Origin of the sequence: Sulfitobacter sp. DSM 110093 (assembly GCF_022788715.1) — a bacterium.
In the GTDB taxonomy this organism is placed as follows: domain Bacteria; phylum Pseudomonadota; class Alphaproteobacteria; order Rhodobacterales; family Rhodobacteraceae; genus Sulfitobacter.
The window spans coordinates 2,296,646-2,321,685 of record NZ_CP085167.1 but is presented as its reverse complement, the minus strand read 5'-3'; the positions used below and the strand labels follow the sequence as shown (position 1 = coordinate 2,321,685).

Annotated in this window: 27 protein-coding genes; 12 read left to right on the top strand and 15 right to left on the bottom strand. The window is 61.0% G+C overall.

The window, feature by feature from the left end:
- The 7 genes from DSM110093_RS11365 to DSM110093_RS11335 all read right to left on the bottom strand — a co-directional run bounded on the left by DSM110093_RS11365 (position 1) and on the right by DSM110093_RS11335 (position 7,139).
- The gene (locus DSM110093_RS11365) at positions 1-1,092 is read right to left on the bottom strand and encodes a Zn-dependent alcohol dehydrogenase (protein WP_243265170.1); all 1,092 of its coding nucleotides are present in this window, start codon (positions 1,090-1,092) and stop codon (positions 1-3) included.
- Between the two features lie 72 nt (positions 1,093-1,164).
- Complete coding sequence (locus DSM110093_RS11360; protein WP_243267720.1) at positions 1,165-2,385, bottom strand: TCR/Tet family MFS transporter; 1,221 nt, start codon at positions 2,383-2,385, stop codon at positions 1,165-1,167.
- Positions 2,386-2,389: 4 nt separating this feature from the next.
- Complete coding sequence (locus DSM110093_RS11355; protein WP_243265168.1) at positions 2,390-3,715, bottom strand: lyase family protein; 1,326 nt, start codon at positions 3,713-3,715, stop codon at positions 2,390-2,392.
- 2 nt (positions 3,716-3,717) lie between these two features.
- Positions 3,718-4,521 carry a 3-oxoadipate enol-lactonase gene (pcaD, locus tag DSM110093_RS11350; RefSeq protein ID WP_243265166.1) on the bottom strand — a complete coding sequence of 268 codons (804 nt, stop codon included), beginning with the start codon at positions 4,519-4,521 and terminating at the stop codon, positions 3,718-3,720.
- 142 nt (positions 4,522-4,663) lie between these two features.
- The gene (locus DSM110093_RS11345) at positions 4,664-5,635 is read right to left on the bottom strand and encodes a threonine/serine dehydratase (protein WP_243265164.1); all 972 of its coding nucleotides are present in this window, start codon (positions 5,633-5,635) and stop codon (positions 4,664-4,666) included.
- A complete protein-coding gene (locus tag DSM110093_RS11340) occupies positions 5,632-6,453 on the bottom strand; it encodes an alpha/beta hydrolase (protein ID WP_243265163.1) in 822 nt (273 codons plus the stop codon). The genes DSM110093_RS11345 and DSM110093_RS11340 overlap by 4 nt, the downstream gene beginning before the upstream one ends.
- On the bottom strand, positions 6,453-7,139 hold the full coding sequence (locus DSM110093_RS11335) for a haloacid dehalogenase type II (protein ID WP_243265162.1): 687 nt from the start codon (positions 7,137-7,139) through the stop codon (positions 6,453-6,455). The genes DSM110093_RS11340 and DSM110093_RS11335 overlap by 1 nt, the downstream gene beginning before the upstream one ends.
- Before the next feature lie 193 nt (positions 7,140-7,332).
- Here DSM110093_RS11335 and DSM110093_RS11330 point away from each other — a divergent pair, with 193 nt between their 5' ends.
- The gene (locus DSM110093_RS11330; RefSeq protein WP_243265161.1) at positions 7,333-7,761 is read left to right on the top strand and encodes a peptidylprolyl isomerase; all 429 of its coding nucleotides are present in this window, start codon (positions 7,333-7,335) and stop codon (positions 7,759-7,761) included.
- 108 nt (positions 7,762-7,869) lie between these two features.
- On the top strand, positions 7,870-8,985 hold the full coding sequence (locus DSM110093_RS11325) for a class I SAM-dependent RNA methyltransferase (RefSeq protein ID WP_243265160.1): 1,116 nt from the start codon (positions 7,870-7,872) through the stop codon (positions 8,983-8,985).
- Between the two features lie 231 nt (positions 8,986-9,216).
- Here DSM110093_RS11325 and DSM110093_RS11320 read toward each other — a convergent pair whose 3' ends face one another.
- On the bottom strand, positions 9,217-10,008 hold the full coding sequence (locus tag DSM110093_RS11320) for an enoyl-ACP reductase (RefSeq protein ID WP_243265159.1): 792 nt from the start codon (positions 10,006-10,008) through the stop codon (positions 9,217-9,219).
- Between the two features lie 9 nt (positions 10,009-10,017).
- Positions 10,018-11,247 carry a beta-ketoacyl-ACP synthase I gene (fabB, locus tag DSM110093_RS11315; protein ID WP_243265158.1) on the bottom strand — a complete coding sequence of 410 codons (1,230 nt, stop codon included), beginning with the start codon at positions 11,245-11,247 and terminating at the stop codon, positions 10,018-10,020.
- 164 nt (positions 11,248-11,411) lie between these two features.
- On the opposite strand from fabB, the gene DSM110093_RS11310 reads away from it, so the two are divergent.
- Both DSM110093_RS11310 and DSM110093_RS11305 read left to right on the top strand, forming a co-directional pair.
- Positions 11,412-12,791, top strand: coding sequence for an NAD-dependent succinate-semialdehyde dehydrogenase (locus DSM110093_RS11310; protein WP_243265157.1), 1,380 nt, complete (start codon positions 11,412-11,414; stop codon positions 12,789-12,791).
- 73 nt (positions 12,792-12,864) lie between these two features.
- A complete protein-coding gene (locus DSM110093_RS11305) occupies positions 12,865-13,461 on the top strand; it encodes an SDR family oxidoreductase (RefSeq protein WP_243267719.1) in 597 nt (198 codons plus the stop codon).
- Positions 13,462-13,531: 70 nt separating this feature from the next.
- On the opposite strand, the gene fabA is transcribed toward DSM110093_RS11305, so the two are convergent.
- Positions 13,532-14,041: a bifunctional 3-hydroxydecanoyl-ACP dehydratase/trans-2-decenoyl-ACP isomerase gene (gene fabA, locus DSM110093_RS11300; RefSeq protein WP_007120814.1), complete on the bottom strand. Its 510-nt coding sequence runs from the start codon at positions 14,039-14,041 to the stop codon at positions 13,532-13,534.
- A 176-nt stretch (positions 14,042-14,217) separates the two neighbouring features.
- Here fabA and irrA point away from each other — a divergent pair, with 176 nt between their 5' ends.
- The gene (gene irrA / locus DSM110093_RS11295; RefSeq protein ID WP_243265156.1) at positions 14,218-14,637 is read left to right on the top strand and encodes an iron response transcriptional regulator IrrA; all 420 of its coding nucleotides are present in this window, start codon (positions 14,218-14,220) and stop codon (positions 14,635-14,637) included.
- A 31-nt stretch (positions 14,638-14,668) separates the two neighbouring features.
- Here irrA and DSM110093_RS11290 read toward each other — a convergent pair whose 3' ends face one another.
- The 4 genes from DSM110093_RS11290 to DSM110093_RS11275 form a co-directional block, all read right to left on the bottom strand.
- Entirely contained in the window at positions 14,669-15,286 is a 618-nt protein-coding gene (locus DSM110093_RS11290; protein ID WP_243265155.1) for a class I SAM-dependent methyltransferase, read from the bottom strand.
- 1 nt (position 15,287) lies between these two features.
- Positions 15,288-16,067, bottom strand: coding sequence for a CDP-diacylglycerol--serine O-phosphatidyltransferase (pssA, locus tag DSM110093_RS11285; protein ID WP_243265154.1), 780 nt, complete (start codon positions 16,065-16,067; stop codon positions 15,288-15,290).
- A gap of 9 nt (positions 16,068-16,076) precedes the next feature.
- Positions 16,077-16,769 (bottom strand): phosphatidylserine decarboxylase, encoded by a 693-nt coding sequence (locus tag DSM110093_RS11280; RefSeq protein ID WP_243265153.1) that lies wholly within the window; start codon positions 16,767-16,769, stop codon positions 16,077-16,079.
- Between the two features lie 125 nt (positions 16,770-16,894).
- On the bottom strand, positions 16,895-17,764 hold the full coding sequence (locus tag DSM110093_RS11275; protein ID WP_243265152.1) for a hypothetical protein: 870 nt from the start codon (positions 17,762-17,764) through the stop codon (positions 16,895-16,897).
- A 123-nt stretch (positions 17,765-17,887) separates the two neighbouring features.
- On the opposite strand from DSM110093_RS11275, the gene miaB reads away from it, so the two are divergent.
- Positions 17,888-19,192, top strand: a complete 1,305-nt coding sequence (miaB, locus tag DSM110093_RS11270; protein ID WP_243265151.1) for a tRNA (N6-isopentenyl adenosine(37)-C2)-methylthiotransferase MiaB — start codon at positions 17,888-17,890, stop codon at positions 19,190-19,192.
- 67 nt (positions 19,193-19,259) lie between these two features.
- Here the strand turns inward: miaB and DSM110093_RS11265 are convergent, their stop codons facing one another.
- Positions 19,260-19,604, bottom strand: coding sequence for a hypothetical protein (locus tag DSM110093_RS11265; protein ID WP_093928545.1), 345 nt, complete (start codon positions 19,602-19,604; stop codon positions 19,260-19,262).
- A 417-nt stretch (positions 19,605-20,021) separates the two neighbouring features.
- Here DSM110093_RS11265 and DSM110093_RS11260 point away from each other — a divergent pair, with 417 nt between their 5' ends.
- From DSM110093_RS11260 to lnt, 6 genes are all read left to right on the top strand, one after another.
- Positions 20,022-20,597: an OmpA family protein gene (locus DSM110093_RS11260; RefSeq protein WP_243265150.1), complete on the top strand. Its 576-nt coding sequence runs from the start codon at positions 20,022-20,024 to the stop codon at positions 20,595-20,597.
- Positions 20,598-20,610: 13 nt separating this feature from the next.
- The gene (locus DSM110093_RS11255; RefSeq protein ID WP_243265149.1) at positions 20,611-20,934 is read left to right on the top strand and encodes a hypothetical protein; all 324 of its coding nucleotides are present in this window, start codon (positions 20,611-20,613) and stop codon (positions 20,932-20,934) included.
- Between the two features lie 147 nt (positions 20,935-21,081).
- The gene (locus tag DSM110093_RS11250; protein WP_243267718.1) at positions 21,082-22,071 is read left to right on the top strand and encodes a PhoH family protein; all 990 of its coding nucleotides are present in this window, start codon (positions 21,082-21,084) and stop codon (positions 22,069-22,071) included.
- Entirely contained in the window at positions 22,046-22,591 is a 546-nt protein-coding gene (gene ybeY, locus DSM110093_RS11245; protein ID WP_243265148.1) for an rRNA maturation RNase YbeY, read from the top strand. The genes DSM110093_RS11250 and ybeY overlap by 26 nt, the downstream gene beginning before the upstream one ends.
- A gap of 27 nt (positions 22,592-22,618) precedes the next feature.
- Positions 22,619-23,521, top strand: a complete 903-nt coding sequence (locus DSM110093_RS11240; RefSeq protein ID WP_243265147.1) for a hemolysin family protein — start codon at positions 22,619-22,621, stop codon at positions 23,519-23,521.
- A complete protein-coding gene (lnt, locus tag DSM110093_RS11235; protein WP_243265146.1) occupies positions 23,518-25,017 on the top strand; it encodes an apolipoprotein N-acyltransferase in 1,500 nt (499 codons plus the stop codon). Before DSM110093_RS11240 ends, lnt begins: the two co-directional genes overlap by 4 nt.
- Positions 25,018-25,040 lie beyond the last annotated feature (23 nt).

Genomic DNA, 25,040 nt, shown 5'->3' with positions numbered 1-25,040 from the left:
TCATTCAGGTTGATTGAACAGAATCACATTGCGCCGCGCGGCCCCGGTTTTGGTGTCGGCAATCGCTTCGTTGATCTGATCCAACCGCCAGCGCCCAGAAATAAGGCTATCAAGCTGCAAGCGGCCTTGGAGATACAGATCAACCATCCACGGGATATCGCGCTGAATCACCACGTCGCCCATCTTTGAGCCGACCATGCCTTGGCCCAAGGCGGCGAGAACAACAGGCTCATAGCTGGCGTTTGCCCCGCTGTGGGGCATGCCGACCATGATCACCCGTCCCCCGGCACCAAGGTAGCGTGGCGCGGTTTCATAGGCGGGGATTGCGCCTACGGTGACGATCACGGCATCAGCGCCGCGCCCCATGGCGTTAAATGCCGCGCGCCACGGTTTGGCATCGGTCGCCAGCACGGTGTCGGTGGCGCCGAATTCACGGGCGATGGCAAGTTTGTCTTCGGTCATATCGACCGCCACGATTCGCCGAGCCCCCGCGATGCGCGCACCTTGGATGGCGTTGAGCCCGACACCGCCCGCGCCGATCACCACCACATCTTGGCCTGCGCGCAGCCCCGCTGCATTGACCACAGCGCCGACACCGGTGATGACGCCGCAGGCGATCAGGCAGGCGGCGTCTTTGGGGATGTCATGCGAGATTTTCACGATCTGAGAACGGTCCACGACCACCTTTTCGGCGAAACCGCCGGTGTTCATGGCTTGGTAAAGCGGCTTGCCGTCGGCGGTTTGTAACGGACCTTCGGGCGCTTGCGGTGTTTCGCAGATGACCGGTTGGCCAGAGGCGCAACTGGGGCAACTGCCGCAGGCCCGGATCAGGGTGACCACCACACTGTCGCCAACCCCAAGCCCTTGGACGTTGTCGCCAACCGCGCTCACGCGGCCTGCGGCCTCATGACCATAGACAGCAGGCAGGGTGCCGCCCCATCCGCCTTCGGCAAAAGAGATATCAGAATGGCAGATCGCCACGGCATCCAAGGTGACTTCGACCTCGCCCGTTTGCGGCGCGCGTAGGCGTATGTCTTCGACGCTTAGCGGGCTGTCAAACGCATGGCAGACGGCGGCTTTGATGGTTTGCAATGGCCTGTCCTTTTCACTCGGTTTTCGCCAGCCTGACGCGGATGGGCCTATGGTGCAAGCAGGGGAATAGGCTCAATCGAGTTTGGACTTGCTTTGTGACGTAGGGGTAGGGCGGCTGGCAAAAACGATTAGCCCGCCGCACGTCAGCAGCAGCGCCAGCAAAAAGGGCGCGCCGGGCAAATAAAGCGCGGCACCGGGCGCGGTGAAATAGGCAAAGACCGCTGTCATCGTCAGGGGGGAGATGATCATCGCCAGCGCGGTCGAGGAACTGAGCGCGCCGTGCAATTCTCCTTGGGCATCGGCGCTGACGCGGGCCGACATGATGCCTTGGAGTGCCGGAGGGATCACGCCCGCAAGCGCGGCAAGCGGGATCATGATCAACGCCCAAGTGCCCGAGGTGAGCAAGGTCAGCGCCGCAAAGGCTGCGAGGGCAAAGACATGGCCGATGATCACCGTGCCCCGCGCGCCAAGGCGGCGCAGCACTGGGCCGATCAGCGCACCTTGGACGAGTGCCATCTGTACCCCAAACAGACCCAGCGACAGGCCGATCATCGTCGGGGACCAGCCAAACCGTTCGACCCCGAAATAGGCCCAGACCGCCGGATACGCGGCAAAGCCCACATGATAGATGAAATAGACCAAGAGCATCCGACCGATGCCCGGCAGACGGCCAAGGGCATGCAGCGCGCCCAGCGGGTTGGCGCGACGCCAGTCAAATCTGCGGCGTTGCGTCTGGGGCAGGGTCTCACGCAGCACGCGCCATCCGAGGGCGGCATTGCCTGCCGCCAGCACCGCCGCCGCCCAGAAAGGTGCGCGGGTGCCATATTCGCCCAAGATACCGCCCATCAGCGGCCCCAAGACAAAACCCGCGCCAAAGGCCGCGCCAATCAGCCCAAACCGCGCCGCGCGATCCTGCGCGGGAGAGATATCAGCCATATAGGCCGATGCCGTCGCATGGGTCGCTGCCGTGATGCCACCCACCAGCCGCCCAATCAGCAGCAGCCAGATGCTGCCCGCTAGTGCCATGACGCCGTAGTCTACCGTCATCACCACCAGCGCGAGCAGCAAGACCGGACGGCGGCCAAAACGATCAGACAGTCCGCCCAGAACGGGGCCGAAAAGGAATTGCATCGCGGCGAAACCGGTCGCCAACACACCACCCCAAAGGGCGGCATCGCTAAGTCCGCTACCGCGCACTTCGCGGATCAGGTCGGGCATCACGGGCAGGATCAGACCAACGCCCATGGCATCAATCATCACCGTCAAAAGGATAAAAATCAGCGGCAGCGGCATCCGGTTAGAGGTGGTCCGCACGGGTGGCAAAGGCAAGGGCATCGGCGGGCGCATGGCCCAATTGCGCCTCGGACCGGAAGAGATCAGACGGCAGATCGGGATAATCGGCGCGGACAAGATCGGCCAGCGGCACCTGTTTTTCCAGCGCATCAAGGCAGAGCGCCTTTGTGATGCGCTGTGCCTCGGGGCGGGGCATTTGTTCGGCCAGCGCAAAGCTGAGCGCTTCGGCATGGATCAGCCCCAGACCCGCCTCAAGCGCGTGGTGCATTTGCAGCGGATGCGGGGTGATCCCTTGGCTTAGGGTCTTGCCATGTTGCAGGGCCGAGGCGGTGCCAAGGAAGACTTGCGGCAGCGCCAGCCATTCAGCGAACCATGCCCCGCCGTCGCGCTGGTGTTGATGGGCCGAGGCTGCCTGCAATGTCGCACGCAGACCGCCATGCTGGTGGTTCAGCGCGACCAATGCCGAAGGGGAAACCGGGTTTTGTTTTTGCGGCATGGTGGACGATCCGCCCGACGCGCCAAGCGCCAATTCTTGCGTGTCGCTGTTCGTCAGCCCGAGCAACGATTGTCCCATATGCGCCAGCGCGGCCATGACGCGCCCCTGCCAATCGACGATGCGCAAGATCGGGCTGCGATCTGTGTGCCAACTGCGGCCCGGATCTTGCAACCCAAGCGCGCGGGCCAATTCGGCGCGTGTCTCTGCCGATTTGCCACCAAGCGCTGAGGCCGTGCCCGCGGCACCGGACAGCGACACCACAAGCGTTTCTTTGCGCAGTTCGGGCAGCGCCTCTACCGCGTCGATCAGCGGCATGCCCCATTCTGCCAACACCGCACCGAATGAGGTTGGGGTGGCGTGCTGGCCATAGGTCCGTGCGGGCATCGGCAGATGGGCGTGGTCCTTGGCGGCCTCTGCCAGTGCTTTGATGATCTCGCGCAGGTCAGTTTCTGCCAGCAGCAGCGCTTGGCGCAGGCGCAGCATCAGCGCGGTGTCGATGATATCTTGCGAGGTTGCGCCCCAGTGGACGTATTGCGCATGTTCGGGGGCCTGCATTTCAGAGCGAAATTGATTCAGCAGGGCAGGCACGCTGACGCCATTCTGGCCCGTGGCCTCGGCCAGTGCGCCGGGGTCAACCCGGATCTCCAAACTGGCGCGGTGGATGGCGGCGGCGCTGAGTTCGGGGATCACGCCTTGAGCACCTTGCACTTTGGCCAGCGCCCCTTCGACCAGCAGCATCGCGCGTACGGCGGCGCTGTCGGTGAACAGCCGCCCGGCCTCTCCACAATCGAAAAGACGCGCGTAAAGGGAACTGTCGAAAACGCTTGCGGCCATGGTTAGCCTTTCTGCTTGGGGATATGGCCAACATTGGCGAGGAATTCGGTCAGAATGTCGGCGTATTCTTGGGGCTTCTCGACACAAGGAAGATGGCCCGCGCGGCGGATCAGCTTGAACTTGGACGCGGGGATCAGGTCCATCATCTCGCGCACCAGATCGGGCGGGGTGGAGCCGTCCTCGGACCCTGCAATGCCAAGCGCGGGCAGGCGCAAGCCAGAGGTCGGGGTCATGAAATCGCTGTGCGAGATCGCCGCCGAACAGCCCGCATATCCCGCGTCGGGCTGGCGCACTAGCATGTTGCGCCAAAGTGCCAGTTCCGGTGTGGCGCGGAATTGGGCCGAAAACCAGCGCTCCATCACCGCATCGGCAAGGCTTTCGATGCCGCCCTGTTCCACCGCCGCAATCCGCTCAGCCCACATGTCGCGGTTGCCGATCTTGGTGGCGGTGTTGCTCAGCACGAGCGCGCGGATCATGTCGAGCCGTTTCACCGCCAGTCCCTGTGCAATCATCCCGCCGATCGAGAGTCCGACGAAGACGCAATTGCGTACATTAAGGTGGTCGAGCAGCCGTTCGGTATCGGTGATGAGCGACCCCATCGAATAGGGCCCGGGCGGGCAGGAGGACAGGCCGTGGCCGCGTTTATCAAAACGGATGATGCGCAGACCGGGGGCGAGCAGCGGCAGGATTGGATCCCACAGGCGCATGTCGGTGCCTAGCGAATTGGCAAAGACCACCGGTGCGCCGTCATCAGGGCCGTCGACGCGGTAGTGGATGTGAACCTCACCAGTGTCGAAAATGTGCATGGGTCGTCTCCTGTGAACGGCTTGAGCGGTCAGCATATCGCGCGATGGTCGGAGGGCAAAGAGCGAACAGCACAGCTAGGTCGTGGCCGACCACAGGCTGGGCGCGCCGACCCGGACCTTTAAGCCAACGCTGCGCTTGTCTTTATCCTAACGTCTGCAACGCGCGCTCAAACATTTCTGCATCCACGTTCCCGCCAGAGATCGTGACGATCACATCGTCGCCCTCGATCTCATCGCTACGATAGAGCGCTGCTGCCAATGCCACCGCGCCGCCCGGCTCGGCAACCAGTTTCAACCGATTGAACGCCTGCGCCATCGCTTGCAACGCCTCATCATCGCTCACCACCAGACCGGGGCCAGCGAGCCGTTGCATAATCGGAAAAGTCAGATCACCTGGCTGCGGCGTAACGATGGCATCGCAGATCGACCCAAGTGGGCTGGCGTTGCCGACGATCTTGCCCTGCACCAGCGATCGCGTGGCATCGTCAAAACCTTCCGGCTCTGCCGGGCGCACGCGAAAGCTGGGGGCGTCGGCCTCAAGTGCCAGCGCGATGCCCGAAGTCAGACCACCGCCCCCGCAGCAGACGATCACATCGGCAGCTTTGATCCCGGCTTCGGCTGCCTGCTGGGCGATCTCTAGTCCTGTGGTGCCTTGGCCCGCGATCACCTGCGGCTCGTCATAAGGTTTGATCAACGTCAGGCCGCGTTCTTCGGCCAGTTTCGCGCCAATTTCTTCGCGGCTTTCCCCCGCGCGGTCATAAAGTACGACCTCGGCCCCATAGGCGCGGGTGTTGGCGATTTTCAGGCGCGGGCTGTCTTTGGGCATGACGATCACGGCGGGGGCACCATGCATTTTCGACGCCAGGGCAACGCCCTGCGCATGGTTGCCGCTGGAATAAGCGATGACACCCTTGGCACGCGCTTCTGGTTCAAGTGCTGACAGCGCCGACCATGCACCGCGAAATTTGAAGCTGCCGGTATGTTGCAGGCATTCAGGCTTGACCCAGACGCGACGGCCCGCGATCTCGTCCAGAAAATGCGAGTTCAGCAGGGGCGTGCGCCGCACATGGCCCTCTGCGCGGGCGGCAGAGGCGCGGATCATGTCGATATTCATTGCAGTTGTCCTATCCATTCGTGCAGCGCGGCCAGCGCCTCGGGTTCGTCGAGAAACGGCACGTGGCCGCGATCCGGCACTTCGGCCACGATCATATCCGGCCGCCGCGCCTGCATTAGCATCAGTGTTTCACGGTTAAGAAAAGTCGAATTTGCCCCCCGGATCGCCGCGAGCGGCATGCCTTGAAGGGCGTCGAAAAACGGCCAGAGGTCGGGTGTCGGCTGCCCCGCTGTGGCGATGGCATCGCGCAGATGCGGGTCATAGGTGATTTTCAGCCCGTCGTCGGTGGCTGTGTAATGGCGCTGCACCTCTTCCAGCCAACGGCTTTCTGGCACGCCGCGAAATTCGGGAAAGGCCCGGGCCATGGCGGCGGCGGCCTCTTCATAGGTCTTGGCGGCGGGGTTGCGGCCCAGATAGCCCATGATGAACTCGATCCCCTTGGCGTCCAGCTCTGGCCCGAAATCATTCAGCGCCACACCCAGCAGGTGATTATGGGCGATCATCGCCAGCCCCATGGCATTGAGCCCGCCGCGCGAGGTGCCGATGATGGCGACCTTGTCCAACTCCAGATGCGCCAGCAGTTCCAGCACATCACGGCATTCCACGGGCAGCGTGTAGTTCTGCCAATTCTTGTCGAAATCCGAACGCCCTCGGCCCCGGTAGTCCATGCGGATAAGGCGATGATCCGCCAGATGGGGGGCCAGATAGTCGAAATCCGCCCCGGTGCGGGTGAGGCCAGCAAGGCAGAGGATCGGCAGGCCGGAGCCTTCGTCCGTGTAGTGCAGTGACAGCCCGTCGGAGGTGGTGAACCGTGCCATCAAAGGCCCGCCAATGCAGGGATGCCGCTGAGGTCTCGCAACTGATGCGCTGGTTTCCATGGCAGCCGGTCCACCGGATCGCCGCCCCGGTTCACCCATGCGGTCGTGAAACCATAGCCCGTCGCCGCTGCTGCGTCCCAGCCGTTGGAGGAGACGAACAGCACCTCGTCCTTGGCGCAGCCGTAGTGCTGCCCGACAAGGTCATAGACCGATGCATGAGGTTTGAAGACCCCGACACTTTCGACCGAGAGCGACACATCCAAAAGGTCACTGATTCCCGCAGATTGCACCGCCCCGTCCAGCATGGCGGGCGAGCCGTTGGATAGGATCGCGGTGTTCAGGCCGCCGTCTTTCAGTGCACGCAGCATGGCGGGAACTTCGGCAAAGGCCTGAAGCTCCCAATAAAGCGCCAACAGACGCTCGCGCAGGGCAGGGTCATCGGCGACGCCCATCTTCTCCAACGACCAGTCCAGCCCCTCTTGGGTGACCTGCCAGAAGTCGTCATGCGCCCCGGTCACGGCGCGCAGCCATGAATACTGCAACTGCTTGAGGCGCCAGTGTTCTGCCAGTTGCGGCCAAGTCTCGGCGATGGCGGCAAAGGCGGGCTCCCGCGCGGCCTCGCGGGCGGCGGCGGCCACGTCGAACAGGGTTCCGTAAGCGTCGAAAACGCAGGTTGTGATGGGCATCTGACAGGCTCTCCCTTTCCGTGTCGCGGCAGAGTGGCACGCGGGCGAAGCGGCGGAAAGGGGCGAATTCTCTTATTGGCCGGGACTGGGGGTTTACTCTCGGGATCACAATCTTCATGCTGTCGCGGAATTTGGAGCACCCGCGCAGATACGTGGCCTCCTTCCCTTTTTCCCTGACAAATTGGAGACGACAATGGCTGAGGTCAAATCCGGCGACACAGTACAGATTCACTATACCGGCACGCTGCAGGACGGCACCACGTTTGACAGTTCTGAGGGTCGTGACCCGCTGGAGTTTACCGTGGGTTCGGGGCAGATCATTCCCGGACTCGACAGCGCGCTGCCCGGCATGACCGAAGGCGACAAGAAGGTCGTTCAGGTGCCCAGCGACGACGCCTATGGCCCGGTGAACCCTGAGATGCGACAGTCGGTGCCGCGCGAAGGCATTCCGGCGGACATCCCACTTGATCCCGGCACACAGTTGCAGATGCAGACCCCCGAAGGTCAGGCGCTGCCCGTGACCGTGGTGGAAGTGGACGAGACCACCGTGACCCTCGACGCTAACCACCCGCTGGCGGGCAAAGACCTGCAGTTCGACATCGAACTGGTCAAAATCGCCTAAGCGATCTGACACTGCCTGCCGGGGGGATCCCTCCCCGGTGGGCCTGAAAGGCGCGATGCGCGTCTTTTTCCCCTCGTACCGCGCCGCGCAGGCGCTTATGCAGGGGCCATGAATACCCCAGATACATTCGAGATTTTCCTTGTCTGCCCGCCCGGGCTTGAGGATTTGCTCTGCGCCGAGGCGCAGGAAAAAGGCTTTGCCGAGGCGCAGGCGCAGCCCGGCGGCGTGACCGTGCAGGGTGGATGGCCCGAGGTCTGGCGCGCGAACCTAGAGCTGCGCGGGGCAGGTCGCGTGCTGGCGCGAATTGGCGGGTTTATGGCCTTCCATCTGGCGCAGTTGGACAAGCGCTGCCGCAAGTTTGCCTTTGGTGACGTATTGCGCGCCGATGTGCCGGTGAAGGTGCAGGTGACGTGCAAGGCGTCCAAGATTTACCATGCCGGGGCCGCGCAGCAGCGGGTTGAGACGGCGCTGCGCGAAAGCCATGGGATTACGGTAGATGCCGAGGCAGCGCTGGTGTTGAAGGTACGTATTCACGACAACGCCGTGCAATTCAGCCTCGATACCTCTGGCGAGGCGCTGCACAAGCGCGGGCATAAAGAAGCCGTGGGCAAGGCGCCGATGCGCGAGAACATGGCGGCGCTGATGCTGCGGTCTTGTGGGTACACGCCGGGGGAGCCGGTGGTGGATCCGATGTGCGGCTCGGGGACGTTTCTGATCGAAGCGGCAGAGATTGCGGCGGGGGTGAAGCCGGGGCGCAGCCGGAGCTTTGCCTTTGAGGATTTGGCGAGTTTTGATCCGCAGCTGTGGGAAGAGATGCGCAGCAGTGGGGCAGTGGCCGAACCTGCGGCGCGGTTCTACGGCTCGGACCGGGACGCAGGCGCGATCCGGATGAGCACGGCCAACGCCGAGCGTGCGGGTGTTGCGGAGTGGTGTCATTTCGCCTGTCACGGGGCAGGGGAGGTGCAGCCGCCCGAGGGACCGCCGGGGCTGGTGATCGTGAACCCGCCTTATGGGGGGCGGATCGGGAATAAGAAGCTGCTGTATCCACTCTATGGGACGCTGGGCGAGACCTTGAAGACGCGGTTCCGGGGCTGGCGTGTGGGACTGGTGACGTCAGAGCCGCCTTTGGCGCGGGCGACCGGGCTGCCGTGGAAACCGCAGGGGCCAGCGATTGCGCATGGGGGGATGAAGATCTGGCTGTGGCAGACGGATGTGCTGCGGTAGAGCCTGCCACCCAGCCCGGAATCAAGCCGTAGGCGCCGGGCCATCGCCTGCCCGCCCGTCACGCCAAAGGCGTGCCAAAATCGGGCGGGCGCCCCTTTGGTGCGACCGGGTAGGCGATTTGGTGGGGCTTGGCGCGACATTGCGATCTAGCCCTAGACCTGCACCATAAAGTGGCACGAAGCTAGGTAGCCATCGCCGACCCGCGGGCAAACGATGGCCCTCAGTACGGGTTTAAAGATGATCCGCTTGCGGCATCCCCAGCACGTGGAACCCACCATCCACGCGGATAATCTCCCCCGTGGTGCAAGCCCCCGCATCAGACGCGAGATAAACCGCCGTGCCCCCAACAGCTTCCAACGTCGCATTCGACCGCAGCGGCGCGTTCTGATCGGTGTGCTTATACGTCTTACGCGCGCCGCCAATCGCAGCCCCCGCCAGCGTCTTCATCGGCCCCGGCGAAATCGCATTCACGCGGATCCCCTCCGGCCCTAGATCATTCGCCAGATAGCGCGTGGCGCTTTCCAACGCCGCCTTGGCCACACCCATCACGTTGTAGTTCGGCGTGACTCGGTTCGACCCCATATAGGTCAGCGTCATCAGCGTGCCGCCATTCTCAACCATCAGCGGATGCGCGCGGCGCGCCACGTCAATGAAGGAGTAGGCCGAGATGTCCATCGAGTTTTTGAAGTTCGCCCGGCTAGTATTCAGAAACCGCCCCGTCAGCTCGGATTTGTCCGAGAAAGCAATGGCATGCACGACGAAGTCAATCGTCGGCCAGCGCGCGCCCAATTCATCAAACGCGCGGTCGAGCGAGGCATCATCGGTGACATCGACATCGACCATGAAGTCCGACCCGACGCTCTGCGCCAGCGGCTCAAGACGCTTGCCAAAGGCCTCGCCCTGATAGGTGAAGGCCAGTTCGGCCCCGGCCTCGGACATCGCCTTGGCGATGCCCCAAGCGATGGAGCGTTCATTGGCCACACCCATGATGAGGCCGCGTTTTCCTGCAAGCATTCCTGACATAACGCGCCCTCAGCCCTTATACTTTGAAAGGATCATCGACCCGTTGGTGCCACCAAACCCGAAGGAGTTGGTCATCACGGAATCGAGCCCCGCATTGTCGACGCGCTCCAGCGCGATTTCCGACGGATCGAGCGCCGGGTCGAGGTTTTGCACATTGATTGACCGGGCGATGAAATCGTTGTCGAGCATCAGCAGCGAGAAAATCGCCTCCAAAGCGCCCGCAGCGCCCTGCGCGTGGCCGGTCATCGACTTGGTCGAGCTTACCGGCGGCGTGCTGCCTTGGCCAAAGACGCGGCGGACCGCTTCGATCTCGCCTACGTCGCCGACGGGCGTCGAAGTGCCGTGCGCGTTGATATAGCCCACCTTGCGGCCTTCGGGCAGTGTCTCCAGCGCCAGACGCATGGCGCGCTCACCGCCCTCACCGGAGGGGGCGACCATGTCGTGCCCGTCGCTGGTGGCGGCGTAACCGGTCACCTCGGCGTAGATTTTCGCACCGCGCGCCAGCGCGTGGTCAAGGTCTTCGAGCACGAGCATGCCGCCGCCGCCGGAGATCACGAAACCGTCGCGGTCGGCGTCGAAGGCGCGGCTCGCTGTTTCGGGGGCATCGTTGTACTTGGAGGACATCGCGCCCATCGCGTCGAAGAGGCAGGAGAGCGTCCAGTCCAACTCCTCACCGCCGCCAGCAAACATAACATCCTGCTTGCCCAGCATGATCTGCTCAGCCGCGTTGCCAATGCAATGCAGCGAGGTGGAGCAGGCCGAGGTGATCGAATAGTTGATGCCCTTGATCTTGAAAGCGGTCGAAAGGTTCGCGCTGACGGTCGAGGACATGCATTTCGGCACCGCAAAAGGCCCGATCCGCTTGGTGGCACCAGTGTCTTTCACGATATTATGCGCGGTGAACATGGCGGAGGTCGACGGACCGCCAGAGCCTGCCACCAGACCGGTGCGTGGGTTGCTGATCTGGCTTTCATCCAGACCCGCATCCGCAATCGCTTGGGACATGGCGACATAGGCATAACCCGCGCCCGGACCCATGAAGCGTAGGGTGCGCTTGTCGATGTGGTCGGCCAGATTGATCTTGAGCGTCCCGGCCACGCGGCTGCGGAACCCGTGTTCGGCCATCTCCGGGCTTGCTTCGATCCCGGAGGTGCCGTCCTTCAGCGCGGCTAGCACTTCTTCGGCATTGTTTCCGATGGATGAGACGATCCCCAACCCTGTGACGACGACGCGGCGCATGGGCAGCACTCCTTTGTTTTATCAGCCCCGGTGTATGACAGCACAGCGGCACGGCGCAAGCGGTTTGCCAAAAGCCAGCGGGCGGAAGTTGCCGGTCAAGGTTCTGTGATGGAACGCCCGGCGGGCAGGCGGTGTTAGCCCAGCGAGACACAAAGGAGAACAGAATGCCCGAGATCAAGACGGTAAACCCCGCCACCGAAGAGGTACTGAACACCTACACCGTGATGTCCGAAGCCGAGGCGACCCAAGCGGTCGAGGCCACGCATGAAGCTTTCAAAGAATGGCGCAAACTCTCCCATGCTGAGCGCGCCCCATACCTGAAAAAGATCGCTGAAAAGCTGCGCGAGAATAAAGAGAGCTTGTCAGAGTTAATGACCCGTGAGGTCGGCAAGCTCTACAAGGACGGTCTGACGGAGGTCGAGCTTTGCGCGCAGATCTTTGAATACACCGCCGAAAACGGCCCAGAAATGCTGGAAGACGAAGAGCGCAAACACGCAGGCGGCAAAAAACGCGGCGTGGTGACCTATCAACCCATTGGCGTGATTTATCAAATTCAGCCTTGGAATTTCCCGTTGTACCAGCCCGTGCGCGTGCTGGCCGCGAATTTAATGACGGGCAATGGCTGCGTGCTGAAACACGCGGAGATCTGCACTGGCAGCGGTCTGCGTCTGAAAGAAATCTGCGAAGAAGCCGGGCTGCCTAAGGATTTGTTCAATGTGATCATCATTAACCACGACACATCCGACAAGCTGATCGCCCACAAACTTGTGCGCGGTGTGACCATGACCGGTTCTGATAAGGCGGGTAGCCATATCGGTGCGGAGGCGGCGAAAAACCTCAAAAAATCCGTGCTCGAATTGGGGTCGAACGACGCCTATCTGGTGCTGGAAGATGCGGACATCGAAACGGCTGTTAAATTCTCGACCATGGGTCGGCTTTATAACAACGGCCAAACCTGTGTTTCGGCCAAGCGCTTTATCGTGACCGAGGAGAATTACGACGCCTTTGTTAGCGCCTATGTCGACGCGATGAAGCAAATCCCGATGGGCGATCCGATGGACGAAAATACCAAGCTTGGACCGCTTTCCAGCCAAGGCCAGTTTGAAACGGTGCGAGATCAGGTCAAAGAGAGCGTCGAAAAGGGGGCCAAGATCCTTTGCGGCGGCGAAGTGCCGGACCGGACAGGCGCATACTATCCTGCGACCGTTTTGTCGGAAGTGACGCCCGGGATGCCAGCCTATGACGATGAAATCTTTGGCCCCGTGGCGGCGGTGATCCGCGCTAAGGATGACGAAGACGCCATGCGCATCGCCAATGACAGCCGCTATGGTTTGGGCGGTGGCATCTTCTGCACCGACGAAGAGCGCGCGCTCAAGCTGGCGCGGGATGAGTTCGATACCGGTATGGTGCGGATCAACAACTTTGGTGCAGCCGATCCGAATATGCCGTTCGGCGGGGTGAAAAACTCTGGCTACGGGCGTGAGCACGGCGGCTTTGGCATGAAGGAATTCGTCAACGCTAAATCGATCTTCCTGTCGTCCTGAACGGCAATCGGCGGGCGGCATCATGTGCCGCTCGCCTTGATATCTGCAAAATTTTAAGGGGTTCTACATGACTATGAAGATACTTGTTGCCGGTGCGACCGGTAAGACGGGGCGTCTGCTTGTGAGCGAACTGAAAGACCGAGGGGCCGAGCCGATCGCATTGGTGCGTGATGGCTCTGACACCTCCGTTCTGCCAGAAGGCACCGAACAGCGGCAGGGGGATTTGACCAACCTGCAAACGGGCGTATGTGACGGTGTTGATGCAGTGATCTTTGCCGCAGGGTCGGGCGGCAGCACAGGGCCAGAAATGACCGAGAAAGTCGACAGAGAAGGCGCCCAGCGTCTGGTGGATTTCGCCCGAGAGGCCAAGATTGACCGCTTTGTCATGCTAAGCTCGGTCGGGGCAGACAATCCGCCAGAAGACCACGAGATGACCCATTACCTAAAGGCGAAACAAGCAGCGGACGAGCATTTGCAGGCCTCTGGGTTGACCTATTCGATTCTGCGGCCCGTAGCACTGACGGATGATCCCAAGACTGACGCCGTGAAACTGGGCAATGACGTAGATCAAGGCGCGCAGGCACGCCGTGCGGATGTGGCGGCGGTCTTGGCCGAAGCGGCGGTCACGGGCCGTCATGATGGCAAGGTGCAAGAGATGCAAACCATCTAGATCGAATGACACTACTCACGCAAAAAAATGGGGGCCATCCGGCCCCCATTTAGGTCGTTAGACGCGATGTTCAGCTTTCGCTTAGCGCGACTTTCATGTCTTTCACCTGATAGATCACTTCGCCATCGGCTTCGACGATGCCATCGGCTACACCCATGGTCAGGCGGCGTGTCTGGATCGCTTTGGTGAAATCAATTTTATACGTTAGCATTTTACGCTCAGGCCGGACCATGCCGGTCAGCTTCACTTCGCCCACGCCAAGCGCATAGCCGCGTCCCTGCCAGCCGCGCCAGCCGAGGTTGAAACCGGTCAACTGCCACAGACCGTCAAGGCCCAGACAGCCGGGCATGATCGGGTTGCCGGGGAAGTGGCATTCAAAAAACCAAAGGTCCGGGGTGATGTCGAACTCGGCGGTGATATGGCCTTTGCCATGGGCGCCGCCATCGGCGGATACATCGGTGATCCGGTCCATCATGAGCATCGGTGGGGCGGGAAGCTGTGCGTTGCCGGGGCCGAAAAGCTCACCGCGGGCGCATTTCAGCAGATCTTCCTTGTCGAAACTCGTGGGGTAGTCGGCCATGCTGCGGCTCTCCTGCTGATCTGTTATGACTTGGCCCTCGGTTTAACATTGCGCCCCGGCGTGCTGCAAGGGGCGGGCCGCAATGTTAAACGGGGCCGCTGCGCCGAATGGCGCAAGGTTTTCAATTGAAAAGCAGGGGATTCATCCTTTATATGACCCTGAAAGGCAGGAAACTGATGACCGAACAGGAACAAGAGGTCGGGACGAGCTGGTTGGCTCAGGCCGGGCTGCGCCCTACACGCCAGCGTGTCACGCTGGCGAGCCTTCTGGTGGGCGATGGCCAAGATCGCCACGTTACCGCAGAAAGCTTGTTTGAAGCGGCCAAGGGGCAGGGCGAAGCCGTGTCGCTAGCGACGGTTTACAATACTCTCCGCGCCTTTTGTGATGCTGGTCTATTGCAGGAAGTGACCGTCGATGGCTCTAAAAGCTATTTTGACACCAACACGCACGATCACCCGCATTTCTTTTGGGAAGACGATAGCAAACTGACCGACGCGCCGTCCGAGCAATTGGTGATCGCGCAGCTTCCCGATGCGCCTGACGGGGCGGAGATTGCTTCGGTTGATGTGGTGATCCGCCTGCGCCGGAAGTCCTGAAAGGGCGGGGCAAGCCCCGCCGCGTAAGCGATCAGCTGCGTTTGCGCAGCATCAGAAATGTCATCATACCCATCGGCGGCAAGGCGCGTTCGTCTTCGACCTGCAGTGCGTCTTGTTGCAGCACGGTTTCCATCTCGAAATCCGAATGCCAGCCCAGCGTATTGGCAAAGGGGGCCGAGACTTTTTCAAGAAAGCCCAGCACGCCGCTGGTGCGCATAAAGTGGTTGGCGATGACCACCTTACCACCGGGTTTAAGCACGCGGGCGATTTCCTCCATAACGCGCTCAGGTTCGGGCACGACCGACAGAACATGCATGGCGGCGATTGTGTCGAAACTGGCGTCTGGGAAATCGAGGTCGCGGGCGTCCATCTGGCGCAGATCGGTTACATGCTTTAGCCCTTCGCGGGTGACGCGCTGGCGGGCTTTGGCCAGCATTTCATCACTGAAATCAATGCCAGTGACCGAAAGGTGCGGCGCGTAATGGGGTAGGGACAGGCCAGTGCCGACGCCCACCTCAAGGACCGATCCGCTGCCTTTGTTAATATGGGCAACGACATGACGGCGACCGGTGCTGGTCAGCGCGCCAAAGGTTTTGTCGTAGATTGGCGCCCAGCGGGCATAGGATGTCTCGACCGCCTTGATATCCATCTTAAATCCTTTTGGTTTTAGTCGTTTTCCTTGCCCGCAGCAGGCCCCAGACCACCATGCCGATATAGGCCACACAAAGGGCAACCAATGTGGTCCAAGCATAGGTCGCCAGTGCGGCGGCAAAAATCGCCACGCCCACCAGCAGGTACTTCACATGACGCCGCGAGACTTTGGTGGTTTTGAACGACCACGTGGGAATGCGGCTGATCATCAGAAAGCCGATCAGCACCATATGCAGACAAATCAACCAATCCGGCACGATGGGCCGGTTGTGAAAGGCAAAGGATGCGGTCATTGGCAGCAGCACCAACAACGCACCGGCGGGCGAGGGGATGCCAGTAAAGAACGAGCCGCTTTCGCCCACCGCATCGCCATTCTTGGCCTTCTCGGCCTCGGCCTTATCGTTCACGTTGAACCGCGCCAATCGTACCACGCAGCAGACGGCATAGACCAACACCGAAATCCACGCCGCACTGCGCATGTCTTGCAGCGCCCAAAAATACAGGATCAGCGGTGGCGCCACGCCAAAGTTCAGGAAATCTGCCAGCGAGTCCAGTTCAGCGCCCATCGGGCTGGAGGAGCGCAAGAGCCGTGCAAGCCGCCCGTCCAAACCATCCAGCACACAGGCCAGCAGGATCAATTGCACGGCCAGCACATAGTTGCCCTGCACCCCGAACCGGATCGCCGACAGCCCCGCGCAGATGGCGGTGATGGTCAGCGCGTTGGGAAGCAGTTGGATCAGCGCAAGGTCTGCGCCGGACTTTTCAGAAGAGGGGCGCATGCAGCAATCCTAGACGGGGGTGGTCTGGGCCACCGGCGGTTTCAACTCGGCCAGCACGGTTTCCCCAGCGACCATCGTTTGCCCGATGCGCACCATAGGGTCGACGCCTTCGGGCAGGTAAACATCTAGCCGGGAGCCGAAGCGGATCAAGCCGAAGCGTTCGCCGGTCTCAAGCCCGTCGCCGGATTTGACGAAACAAACGATGCGCCGCGCCACAAGGCCCGCGATTTGAACAACGGCCAGATCACGCCCATCGTCCATACGGATGCACAGGCTGTTACGCTCATTGTCGGCGCTGGCTTTGTCGAGGGAGGCATTGAAGAATTTGCCCGGACGGTAGGCCACGGCCTGCACCTTGCCCGCGACGGGGGCGCGGTTGATGTGGCAGTTAAACACGCTCATGAAGACGCTGACGCGGGTCAGCGGCACATCCGGCATGCCCAGTTCGGCGGGCGGCACGGCGGGTTCGATCAGCGAGACGATGCCATCGGCGGGGCTGACGATGAGGTCGGGCCGGTCGGGGGTCACACGCTCAGGATCGCGGAAGAAATAGTAGCACCAAACGGTCAACCCGACGCCGATCCAGCCCAGCACTTCTTCGATGGCGAAGAGCACCAGCGTGATGGCGGCAAAGATCGCCACGAATTTGACGCCCTCGCGGTGCATTGGTTTGATGAATGTGTCGAGCATGTTGACGGACATCGGACCCTCCCGTGGTGGCTGCCTTCCGTCATAGGTGCATAGCGCGCGAGTGCAAGGAGGTTTTAGGAAAGCGGCGGGTTTGGGCAGGGGGGAACACGGTCAACGCCAAGGCTACCGGGTTTTCTTCAAAACCACTGACCCGGCTCCATCAGGCCCAGATCCATTAACTGCCGTGAATGCCATTCAAACGGCTCTGAGTTATGCCATTGAAAGGTTGGAATATCATAGCGGCTGCCGGGGTTGCTTTTCAGTGCCTTTGCCGTTCGGAACGAGCAAATGGCCGTGGTGATATTGTGGTGCCACTTACAGGCGTAAGTGTTGTATTCTTCATCGTTAAAGGTGTGATCGCTTCGCAGCTTCAGTCCCGGTTTGGCGCGAAACAGCGGGATGCGGTCAATTTTGCGGCTCAGCTTCGGCACGTGTTCTTCAAACCGCCAGCGCAGGCCACCGAAGAAATCCAACTGCCGTTCCTTGGGGTGTCCATCGCGCGCTGCGTCTTTCCGCGCCAGCGCATAATAACCTGACCGGTCCAAGTGCGCCTGATCCAGTGAGACAGCGTTGGGGTGGCGTTTGAGGTCAAGTGCGTAGAGGTCAACCACATAGCCAAGCAGCGCATCGCGCCGCTCTTCGCTGTGAAACGCCAGCAGTTCCTTGATGTTGCGCGTCTCGCTGAAGGGATGAAACAGATATTCGGCGTTGTAACAGTAATAAAGCCATTGCCCCGGCACCGCCGGGATCATCCGGTTTACCGCCTGCTCCAACGCGCCTTCGGCGGTGGTGTCGTAGTCCACACGCAGCACGCTTTCTTGTAAATCGCGGGGCAGATCAAAGGCGGCGGGCATCAGCGCCAGCACCGTCTCAAAGCCCGCTTGCTGGTGGTGGCGCAGGGTGGTGTCGATCTCCACCTCATCCTCGACCACGATCATGGCGATGGGGCCCGCCTTGAGCTCCGCCTGCGCCTCTTTGATAAGATGATCGAGATCGCTATACCGCATGGGCCCCCGCTGGTATTTCCGTGGCGCAAAGTCGGTCAATTCCGGATGCATTGCAAGACGCGGCTGCCGCTGCTAGACGACGCCATCTGCCTATATACTGCCAAAGCCAGTTGGATCTCCGCCATGACACAACCGAAAAAGCTGTTCATCAAGACCTATGGTTGCCAGATGAACGTCTATGACAGCGAACGCATGGCCGAAAGCCTAGGCGGTCAGGGCTATGTCACGACCGACAAGGCCGACGACGCGGATATGATCCTGCTCAACACCTGCCACATCCGCGAAAAGGCAGCAGAGAAGGTTTATTCCGAGTTGGGCCGCCTGAAGCCGCTGAAAGACGCGCGGCCCGATTTGAAGATTGGTGTGGCGGGCTGCGTGGCTCAGGCCGAAGGGGCTGAGATCATGCGCCGCCAGCCGGCTGTCGATCTGGTGGTCGGCCCGCAAAGCTACCACCGTTTGCCAGAGATGGAAGCGAAGGTGCAGAGCGGGCAAAGCGCGCTGGACACCGATTTCCCGGCAGAGGACAAATTCGACCACCTCAAGGGCCGCCCAAAGGCGAAACGTGCGCCCGCGGCCTTCCTCACCGTGCAAGAGGGCTGCGATAAGTTCTGCGCTTTCTGCGTGGTGCCCTATACCCGCGGTGCCGAAGTTTCGCGCCCCGCCGAGAAGGTGCTGGAGGAGGCCCGCGATCTGGTCGAACGCGGCGTGCGCGAAGTCACCCTGCTGGGCCAGAACGTAAACGCCTACCACGGGGGCATGACGCTGGCCGAACTGATCCGCGCACTCGCCAAGGTCGATGGACTGGAGCGTATTCGCTACACTACCAGCCACCCTAACGACATGGGCGACGATCTGATCGCGGCGCATGGTGAGGTGCCCGAACTGATGCCTTACCTGCACTTGCCGGTGCAGTCCGGCAGCGATCACATCCTCAAACGGATGAACCGCAGCCACACCGCCGAAAGCTATCTGAAACTGCTGGAACGCATCCGCGAGGCGCGGCCTGACATCCTGCTGTCGGGCGATTTCATTGTCGGCTTCCCCGAGGAAAGCGATGCCGATTTCGAGGCCACGATGGAACTGGTCCGGCAGGTGCGCTACGGCTATGCCTATTCGTTCAAATATTCCACCCGACCCGGCACCCCGGCCGCAGAGCGTCCGCTTGTCGATCCGGCGGTGGCTGACGACCGCCTGCAACGTTTGCAGGGGCTGATCACCCAGCATCAGCGCGAAATCCAGCAATCTATGGTCGGGCGCGAAGTGTCGGTCTTGGTTGAGAAGAAGGGCCGCTTGCCCGGTCAGATGCTTGGCAAGTCAGAGTATCTTCATGCGGTTCATATCGAGAACTGCACGGCGGCGATTGGTGATATCCAGCGCGTGCGGGTGACCGAGGCCAAGACGAACTCTTTGGCCGCTGTTCAGATCTAAATCCTTGTCTATCTTGGCGGCCAGCAAGGGCCGCAGTGGGTGCGCGTTGCCGCGCACCCAAAGCGTATCAGTAGTTGTGCTTGCGGTGAGAAGAGGCATCCGCAAAGATCCGCTCCATCGCCGCTTTCATGCCCGCAGGGTTGCCCACCAGCTTGTCATCACGACAAATCCGCTCGGCCACGGCATGGGCGGTCGAGAAGTCGTATCCAACGGCGACGAGGCTATCAACAAAAACGGAATTGGGGCGGTCCCAGATCACGTCATTCCATGGGCCACGGTAGCAGCTAACGTGGATCACATTGCCTGTTGGATGTGCCTTGCCCTGATTGTGGTAGGCGTATTTTACACCTCCGGCAAAGGCGGGCAGGGCAAGCAGGCCTGTGACGGCGGTGGCGAGTATTGTTTTCATCATGAGTTGGTCCCCCAGTTATCGTTGCAGCGTCAGTCAAGATCGGCAAAGCCGCGCGAAAGTCCCACCCTCGCGATCTGATGCATAGAGGCTTAGACCCAATCGTGCGTAATTCAAGAAGATTCGATGGCACTGTCAGAGAGATGCGAACAATCTCAGAGGCTTGCGTGGGATTGTCGCTGCCTGGAAGCTAATGAGGCGTTTTTGTTTGCGGTCCTGTGGCCCGTAGGACGGGTGGGCATGGTCATTCCAGTCCCAGCGGCGCGACAGATTCGTTGTAAGCCGAAGTGCCCGAGCCACAAAATGTTGATTTCGCAGCTTCACAGCAGGCCCGTTTTTACTTAACCTAGCCGTATATTACGTGGACGCGGGTCCGGGGAGGGGCCGCATTTGCCAGAATTTAGAATAAGGACAAACGCTGTGGGACCCACTATTTCCAATGCGCTGCGCGCCATGGCCGGCCTGACGATGGCAGCCGTGCTGACCGTGGCCAGCACGTCGGCAGACGCGCAGACACGCTCGCAACAGGGCCGTGACAAGGGCGTCTACACGCCGACCATCTGGGTTGACCCCGATGGCTGCGAACATTGGGTAATGGATGACGGGGCCGAGGGGTATATGACCCCGCACACCACGCGTCAGGGCATTCCGGTCTGCCGCCGTGGCGATGTCTGCGGTGTGATGGAGGCGGATCAGTTCTTTGCCACCGACAAATACAATATCTCCGCTCAGGGCCGTGCGCGTTTGGCGAACTTTTTCCAGTCGACCGGGGCGGTGTCCTATATCATTACCGGCCATACCGACAGCCGCGCGTCGGATGCTTATAACATGCGTCTGTCCTACAACCGTGCAAATTCTGTGGCGCATGTGGCCAATCAAGTTGGCGCACGTATCGCCGATGTGCGGGGCTACGGCGAACGGATGCCCGCTGTGCCGAACAATTCCGCTGCGAACATGGCCAAAAATCGCCGTGTCGAAATTATCTGCATTCGCTGAAGGGACCGAAAAAGTGATTAAGACGAAACTTCTCATGGTCACCGCCTGTGCCGTCGGCCTTTCGGCCTGTACCGACTTCGAAGGTGGTTTGGGCCGGGGCTACCCTTCGGACAAGACATTTGACCGGGGCATCGACAAAAAGCACCTGAGCAACCTTCAGGCGGGCATCTGGGTCGATCCCAATGGCTGTGATCACTGGATCATCGACGATGGGGTTGAGGGCTATCTTTCGGCGCGACTTGATAAATTCGGCAAGCCGGTCTGCTCGGGCGTGGCACCGCCCACACATACCGCAGGCGACTTCAAAGGCGGCTCTAGCATCAAAGACCCGAATTGACCTTTGTGGTCCATATCAAACACATCGGGCCGGAGCGCGTTGCGCTTCGGCCCTTTTTGTCGGAACGGGTTGGTAAATCCTGCCCGCCTGCCTATCTCTCCTTGTAATGCTTAACAAAGGATACGCGCATTGCCTTCAACTGATCTGATGACACCGGAAACCGCAGCCGAACGGGTGGTGGAGTTTCCCGATAACCGCCTGCTGATCGACCTCTGCGGCGCTTATGATGCGCATCTGGCGGCCATCGAAAAGTCGCTCGAGGTGCAGATCATCCGGCGCGGCAATCACCTCCAGATTTTGGGTGAAGGCGAGGCCGTGGAGAAAGCCGAAAGCCTGCTAAACGCGCTTTATGTGCGGCTTGAAAGCGGGCGCTCGGTTGAGCCTGCGGATGTGGACGGCATGTTGCGCATGGGCAATTCCAGCGCTGGCACTGGCGTGCGCCAAGGCGACCAGTTGGAAATGCCAATGGGCGACGCGATCGAAATCCAGACCCGCAAGAAACGGGTAGAGCCGCGCACCGATGCGCAAAAGGCCTATGTGCAGTCGCTGTTCGACAATGAACTGGCTTTCGGCATCGGCCCTGCGGGTACGGGCAAAACCTACCTCGCTGTGGCGGTGGGTGTGTCGATGTTCATCGGTGGGCATGTGGACCGGATTATTCTCAGCCGTCCTGCAGTCGAGGCGGGGGAGAAGCTGGGCTATCTGCCGGGTGATATGAAGGACAAGGTCGATCCTTACATGCAGCCGCTCTATGATGCGCTGAACGACTTCCTGCCGGGTAAACAATTGGCCAAGCTGCTGGAAGAAAAGCGCATCGAGATCGCGCCGCTGGCATTTATGCGGGGGCGGACACTGTCGAATGCCTTTGTCGTGTTGGATGAGGCGCAGAACGCCACGTCGATGCAGATGAAGATGTTCCTGACACGTCTTGGGCAAAACTCGCGCATGGTCATTACCGGGGACCGCACGCAGGTCGATCTGCCGCGCGGGGTGCAATCGGGGCTTCAGGATGCCGAGCGTTTGTTGAAAACAATCCCGAGCATTAGCTTTAATTACTTTACCTCCAAAGACGTGGTGCGTCACCCGTTGGTGGCGGCGATTATTGAGGCTTATGAGGCAGATAGCGGTGCCGCTTGATGTGATGCTTGAAGATTTCGACGTCGTGATTGAGGACGACCGCTGGAACGCGGTCGACCTCGAAGACCTGGCGCATGCCGCAGCGCAGGCCACGCTTGGGCATCTGGGGCTGGACGCGGAAACGGCGGAAATGACCCTACTGGCCTGCGATGACACGCGGATCGCTGCGCTGAACGAAGATTTTCGCGGCAAGGCGCGCGCTACCAACGTGCTGAGCTGGCCCGCAGAAGAACGGGGTGCCGCCATACCGGGCGGCGATCCGCTACCCATAGCCCCCGGCATTGACGGAATGCTCGAACTGGGCGACATCGCCATGGCCTATGAGACTTGCGCCACTGAGGCCAAAGCTGCGGCCAAGCCTATGAACGCGCATGTGACTCATTTAATCGTACATGGGCTGTTGCATCTTCTGGGCTATGACCATGAAAATGACCCCGACGCCATGTTGATGGAGGGGTTAGAGCGCGAAATACTTGGCAAAATGGGTTATGATGACCCATATAGGGAAAATGGGCCTTAAGGGGCTTTGCAACACAGACGGGACCCAATGGGCGATACAGACGGATCATCTGAGGCGGCGCAGAGCGCGCTTGCGGATGAAGATAGACATGAGCTGCCGGACGATAGCGCAATGCGCACCGGCAATTTCTTTTCTCGGGTGTTCGAGGCGCTAAGCCCGTCGGACAGCGAGGATGGCACCCCCGAGGCATCGACAGAGGCCGAGCGGCCCACCGGGCACGGCATGATAAACCTGCGCCGTATGCGGGTTGATGATGTGGCCGTGCCAAAGGCGGATATCACCGCCGTGCCGGCCAGCGCCACGCTGGATGAGCTGGTGGCTGTATTTAAGGAAAGCGGGATGACCCGCCTGCCGGTTTACGACGGCACGCTGGACACGCCGGTGGGCATGGTTCACCTGAAAGACCTTGCGCTAAATCACGGCTTTAACGGCAAAAACACCAAATTCGATCTGCGTGCCATGCTGCGCCCCTTGGTCTATGTGCCGCCGTCAATGACCATCGGTGTGCTGCTGACCAAGATGCAGGCCGAGCGGCGGCATATGGCATTGGTGATTGACGAATATGGCGGTGTTGATGGGCTTGTTACCATCGAAGACCTGATCGAACAGGTCATAGGCGAAATCGAAGACGAACATGACGTGGACGAGGGCACCTATTGGACGGTTGAAAAACCCGGCACCTATCTGGCACTGGCCAAGACCCCATTGGGCGACTTTGAGGCCGAGATTGGCCATTCGTTGACCGACCATGAGACCGTCGACGAAGAAGAAATCGACACCCTCGGTGGCTTAGTCTTCATGCTGTCGGGTCGCGTGCCCGCGCGGGGCGAGGTTGTCTTGCACCCCGATGGACCAGAATTCGAAGTGATTGACGCCGATCCGCGTCGCATCAAAAGGTTGCGGGTCCGCACCCAAGGGGCTGGGGGATGATGCAACGGCTGGCGATGCGGGGCCGGATGTTGCTGGCTCCGATCGCCGGCGCCATCGCAGCCTTCGGGCAAGCGCCCTATGACCTGCCGCTTTTGTTCTTTGCCGGGCTGGTCGCGGCGTTCTGGCTTTACCGTGCGCAATCTGGCGGCCCGTTCCGCGCGGCGCTGTTGGGCTGGGGCTTTGGCTTTGGCTATTTCCTGCACGCGCTGCAATGGATCGTGTCGCCCTTTATGGTGGATGTTGAGCGTCACGGCTGGATGGCGCCCTTTGCGCTGATCTTGCTGGCGGCGGGCATGGCGCTGTTTTGGGGGCTGGCCTTTGCCCTTTCTAGATGGCGCGCGCCGGGCCAGGGATTGGCCTTGGCGCTGACGTGGGCGGCGGTGGAATTGCTTCGGGCCTATATTTTCACAGGCTTTCCATGGGCCATGCCAGCGCAGGCGCTGGTCGGCGTAATGGCCGGACAGGGTTTGGCATGGGTCGGCCCCTATGCGCTGAACCTATGGCTGTTTGCAATTGCCGCGATCTTACTGCTGCGCGGGCCACTTGCCCTGCGCTTGGGGCAGGGGACGCTGGCGCTTTCTACTGTGCTGCTGTTGGTGCTGCCGGCACAGGCACCGCCTGCGGTGTTGACCGAAAATGTCGTGCGGCTGGTACAGCCCAACGCCGCGCAGCGGGACAAATGGAATTCGGACACATTTGAGTTCTATTTCTCGCGGCAGCTTGAGTATACCGCCGCCGCGCCCAAAGACGGGGGGCGTGCACCCGATCTGGTGATCTGGCCCGAAACGGCGATCCCTTGGGCGCTGGATATGGCGGGCAGTGCGCTGGCTGAGATCGGTGCGGCGTCTGACGTGCCTGTTGTCCTTGGGGTGCAGCGCCGGTCGAACATGCGTTATTTCAATTCGCTGGTGGTGCTGGATGCCAATGGCGCTGTCGATCAACTCTATGACAAACATCACCTCGTGCCCTTTGGCGAATACATGCCCATGGGCGATCTGATGGCGCGTTTCGGGATTCACGGGCTCGCCGCGCAGGAGGGGAATGGGTATTCCAGCGGGCCCGGCGCAGAGCTTTTGGACCTTGGACCGCTCGGCACGGGCTTGCCGCTGATCTGCTATGAGGCCGTCTTTGCCCATGACGTGAACGCCGCCCCGGCGCGGCCCGCGTTTCTGATGCAGGTCACCAACGATGCATGGTTCGGCAAGGCGGCAGGCCCGCGCCAGCACCTTGCCCAAGCGCGGATGCGGGCGATTGAACAGGGCCTGCCCATGGCTCGTGCAGCCAATACCGGGATCTCGGCCATGATTGATCCGCAGGGGCGCGTGACGGCTGCGTTGGCGCTGAATACCGAAGGATTCATTGATGCGCCGCTGCCCGCACCATTGCCGCCCACGCTCTATAGCCGCAGTGGGGATTTGCCCTTTACGATGCTGTTGGGCCTATGCCTTGTGGGGCTTGCTGTGGCCCGCCGCCGCAGGGCCGGGAATGCCGATTGACCATCCACCAGCGGTTGTCTAAG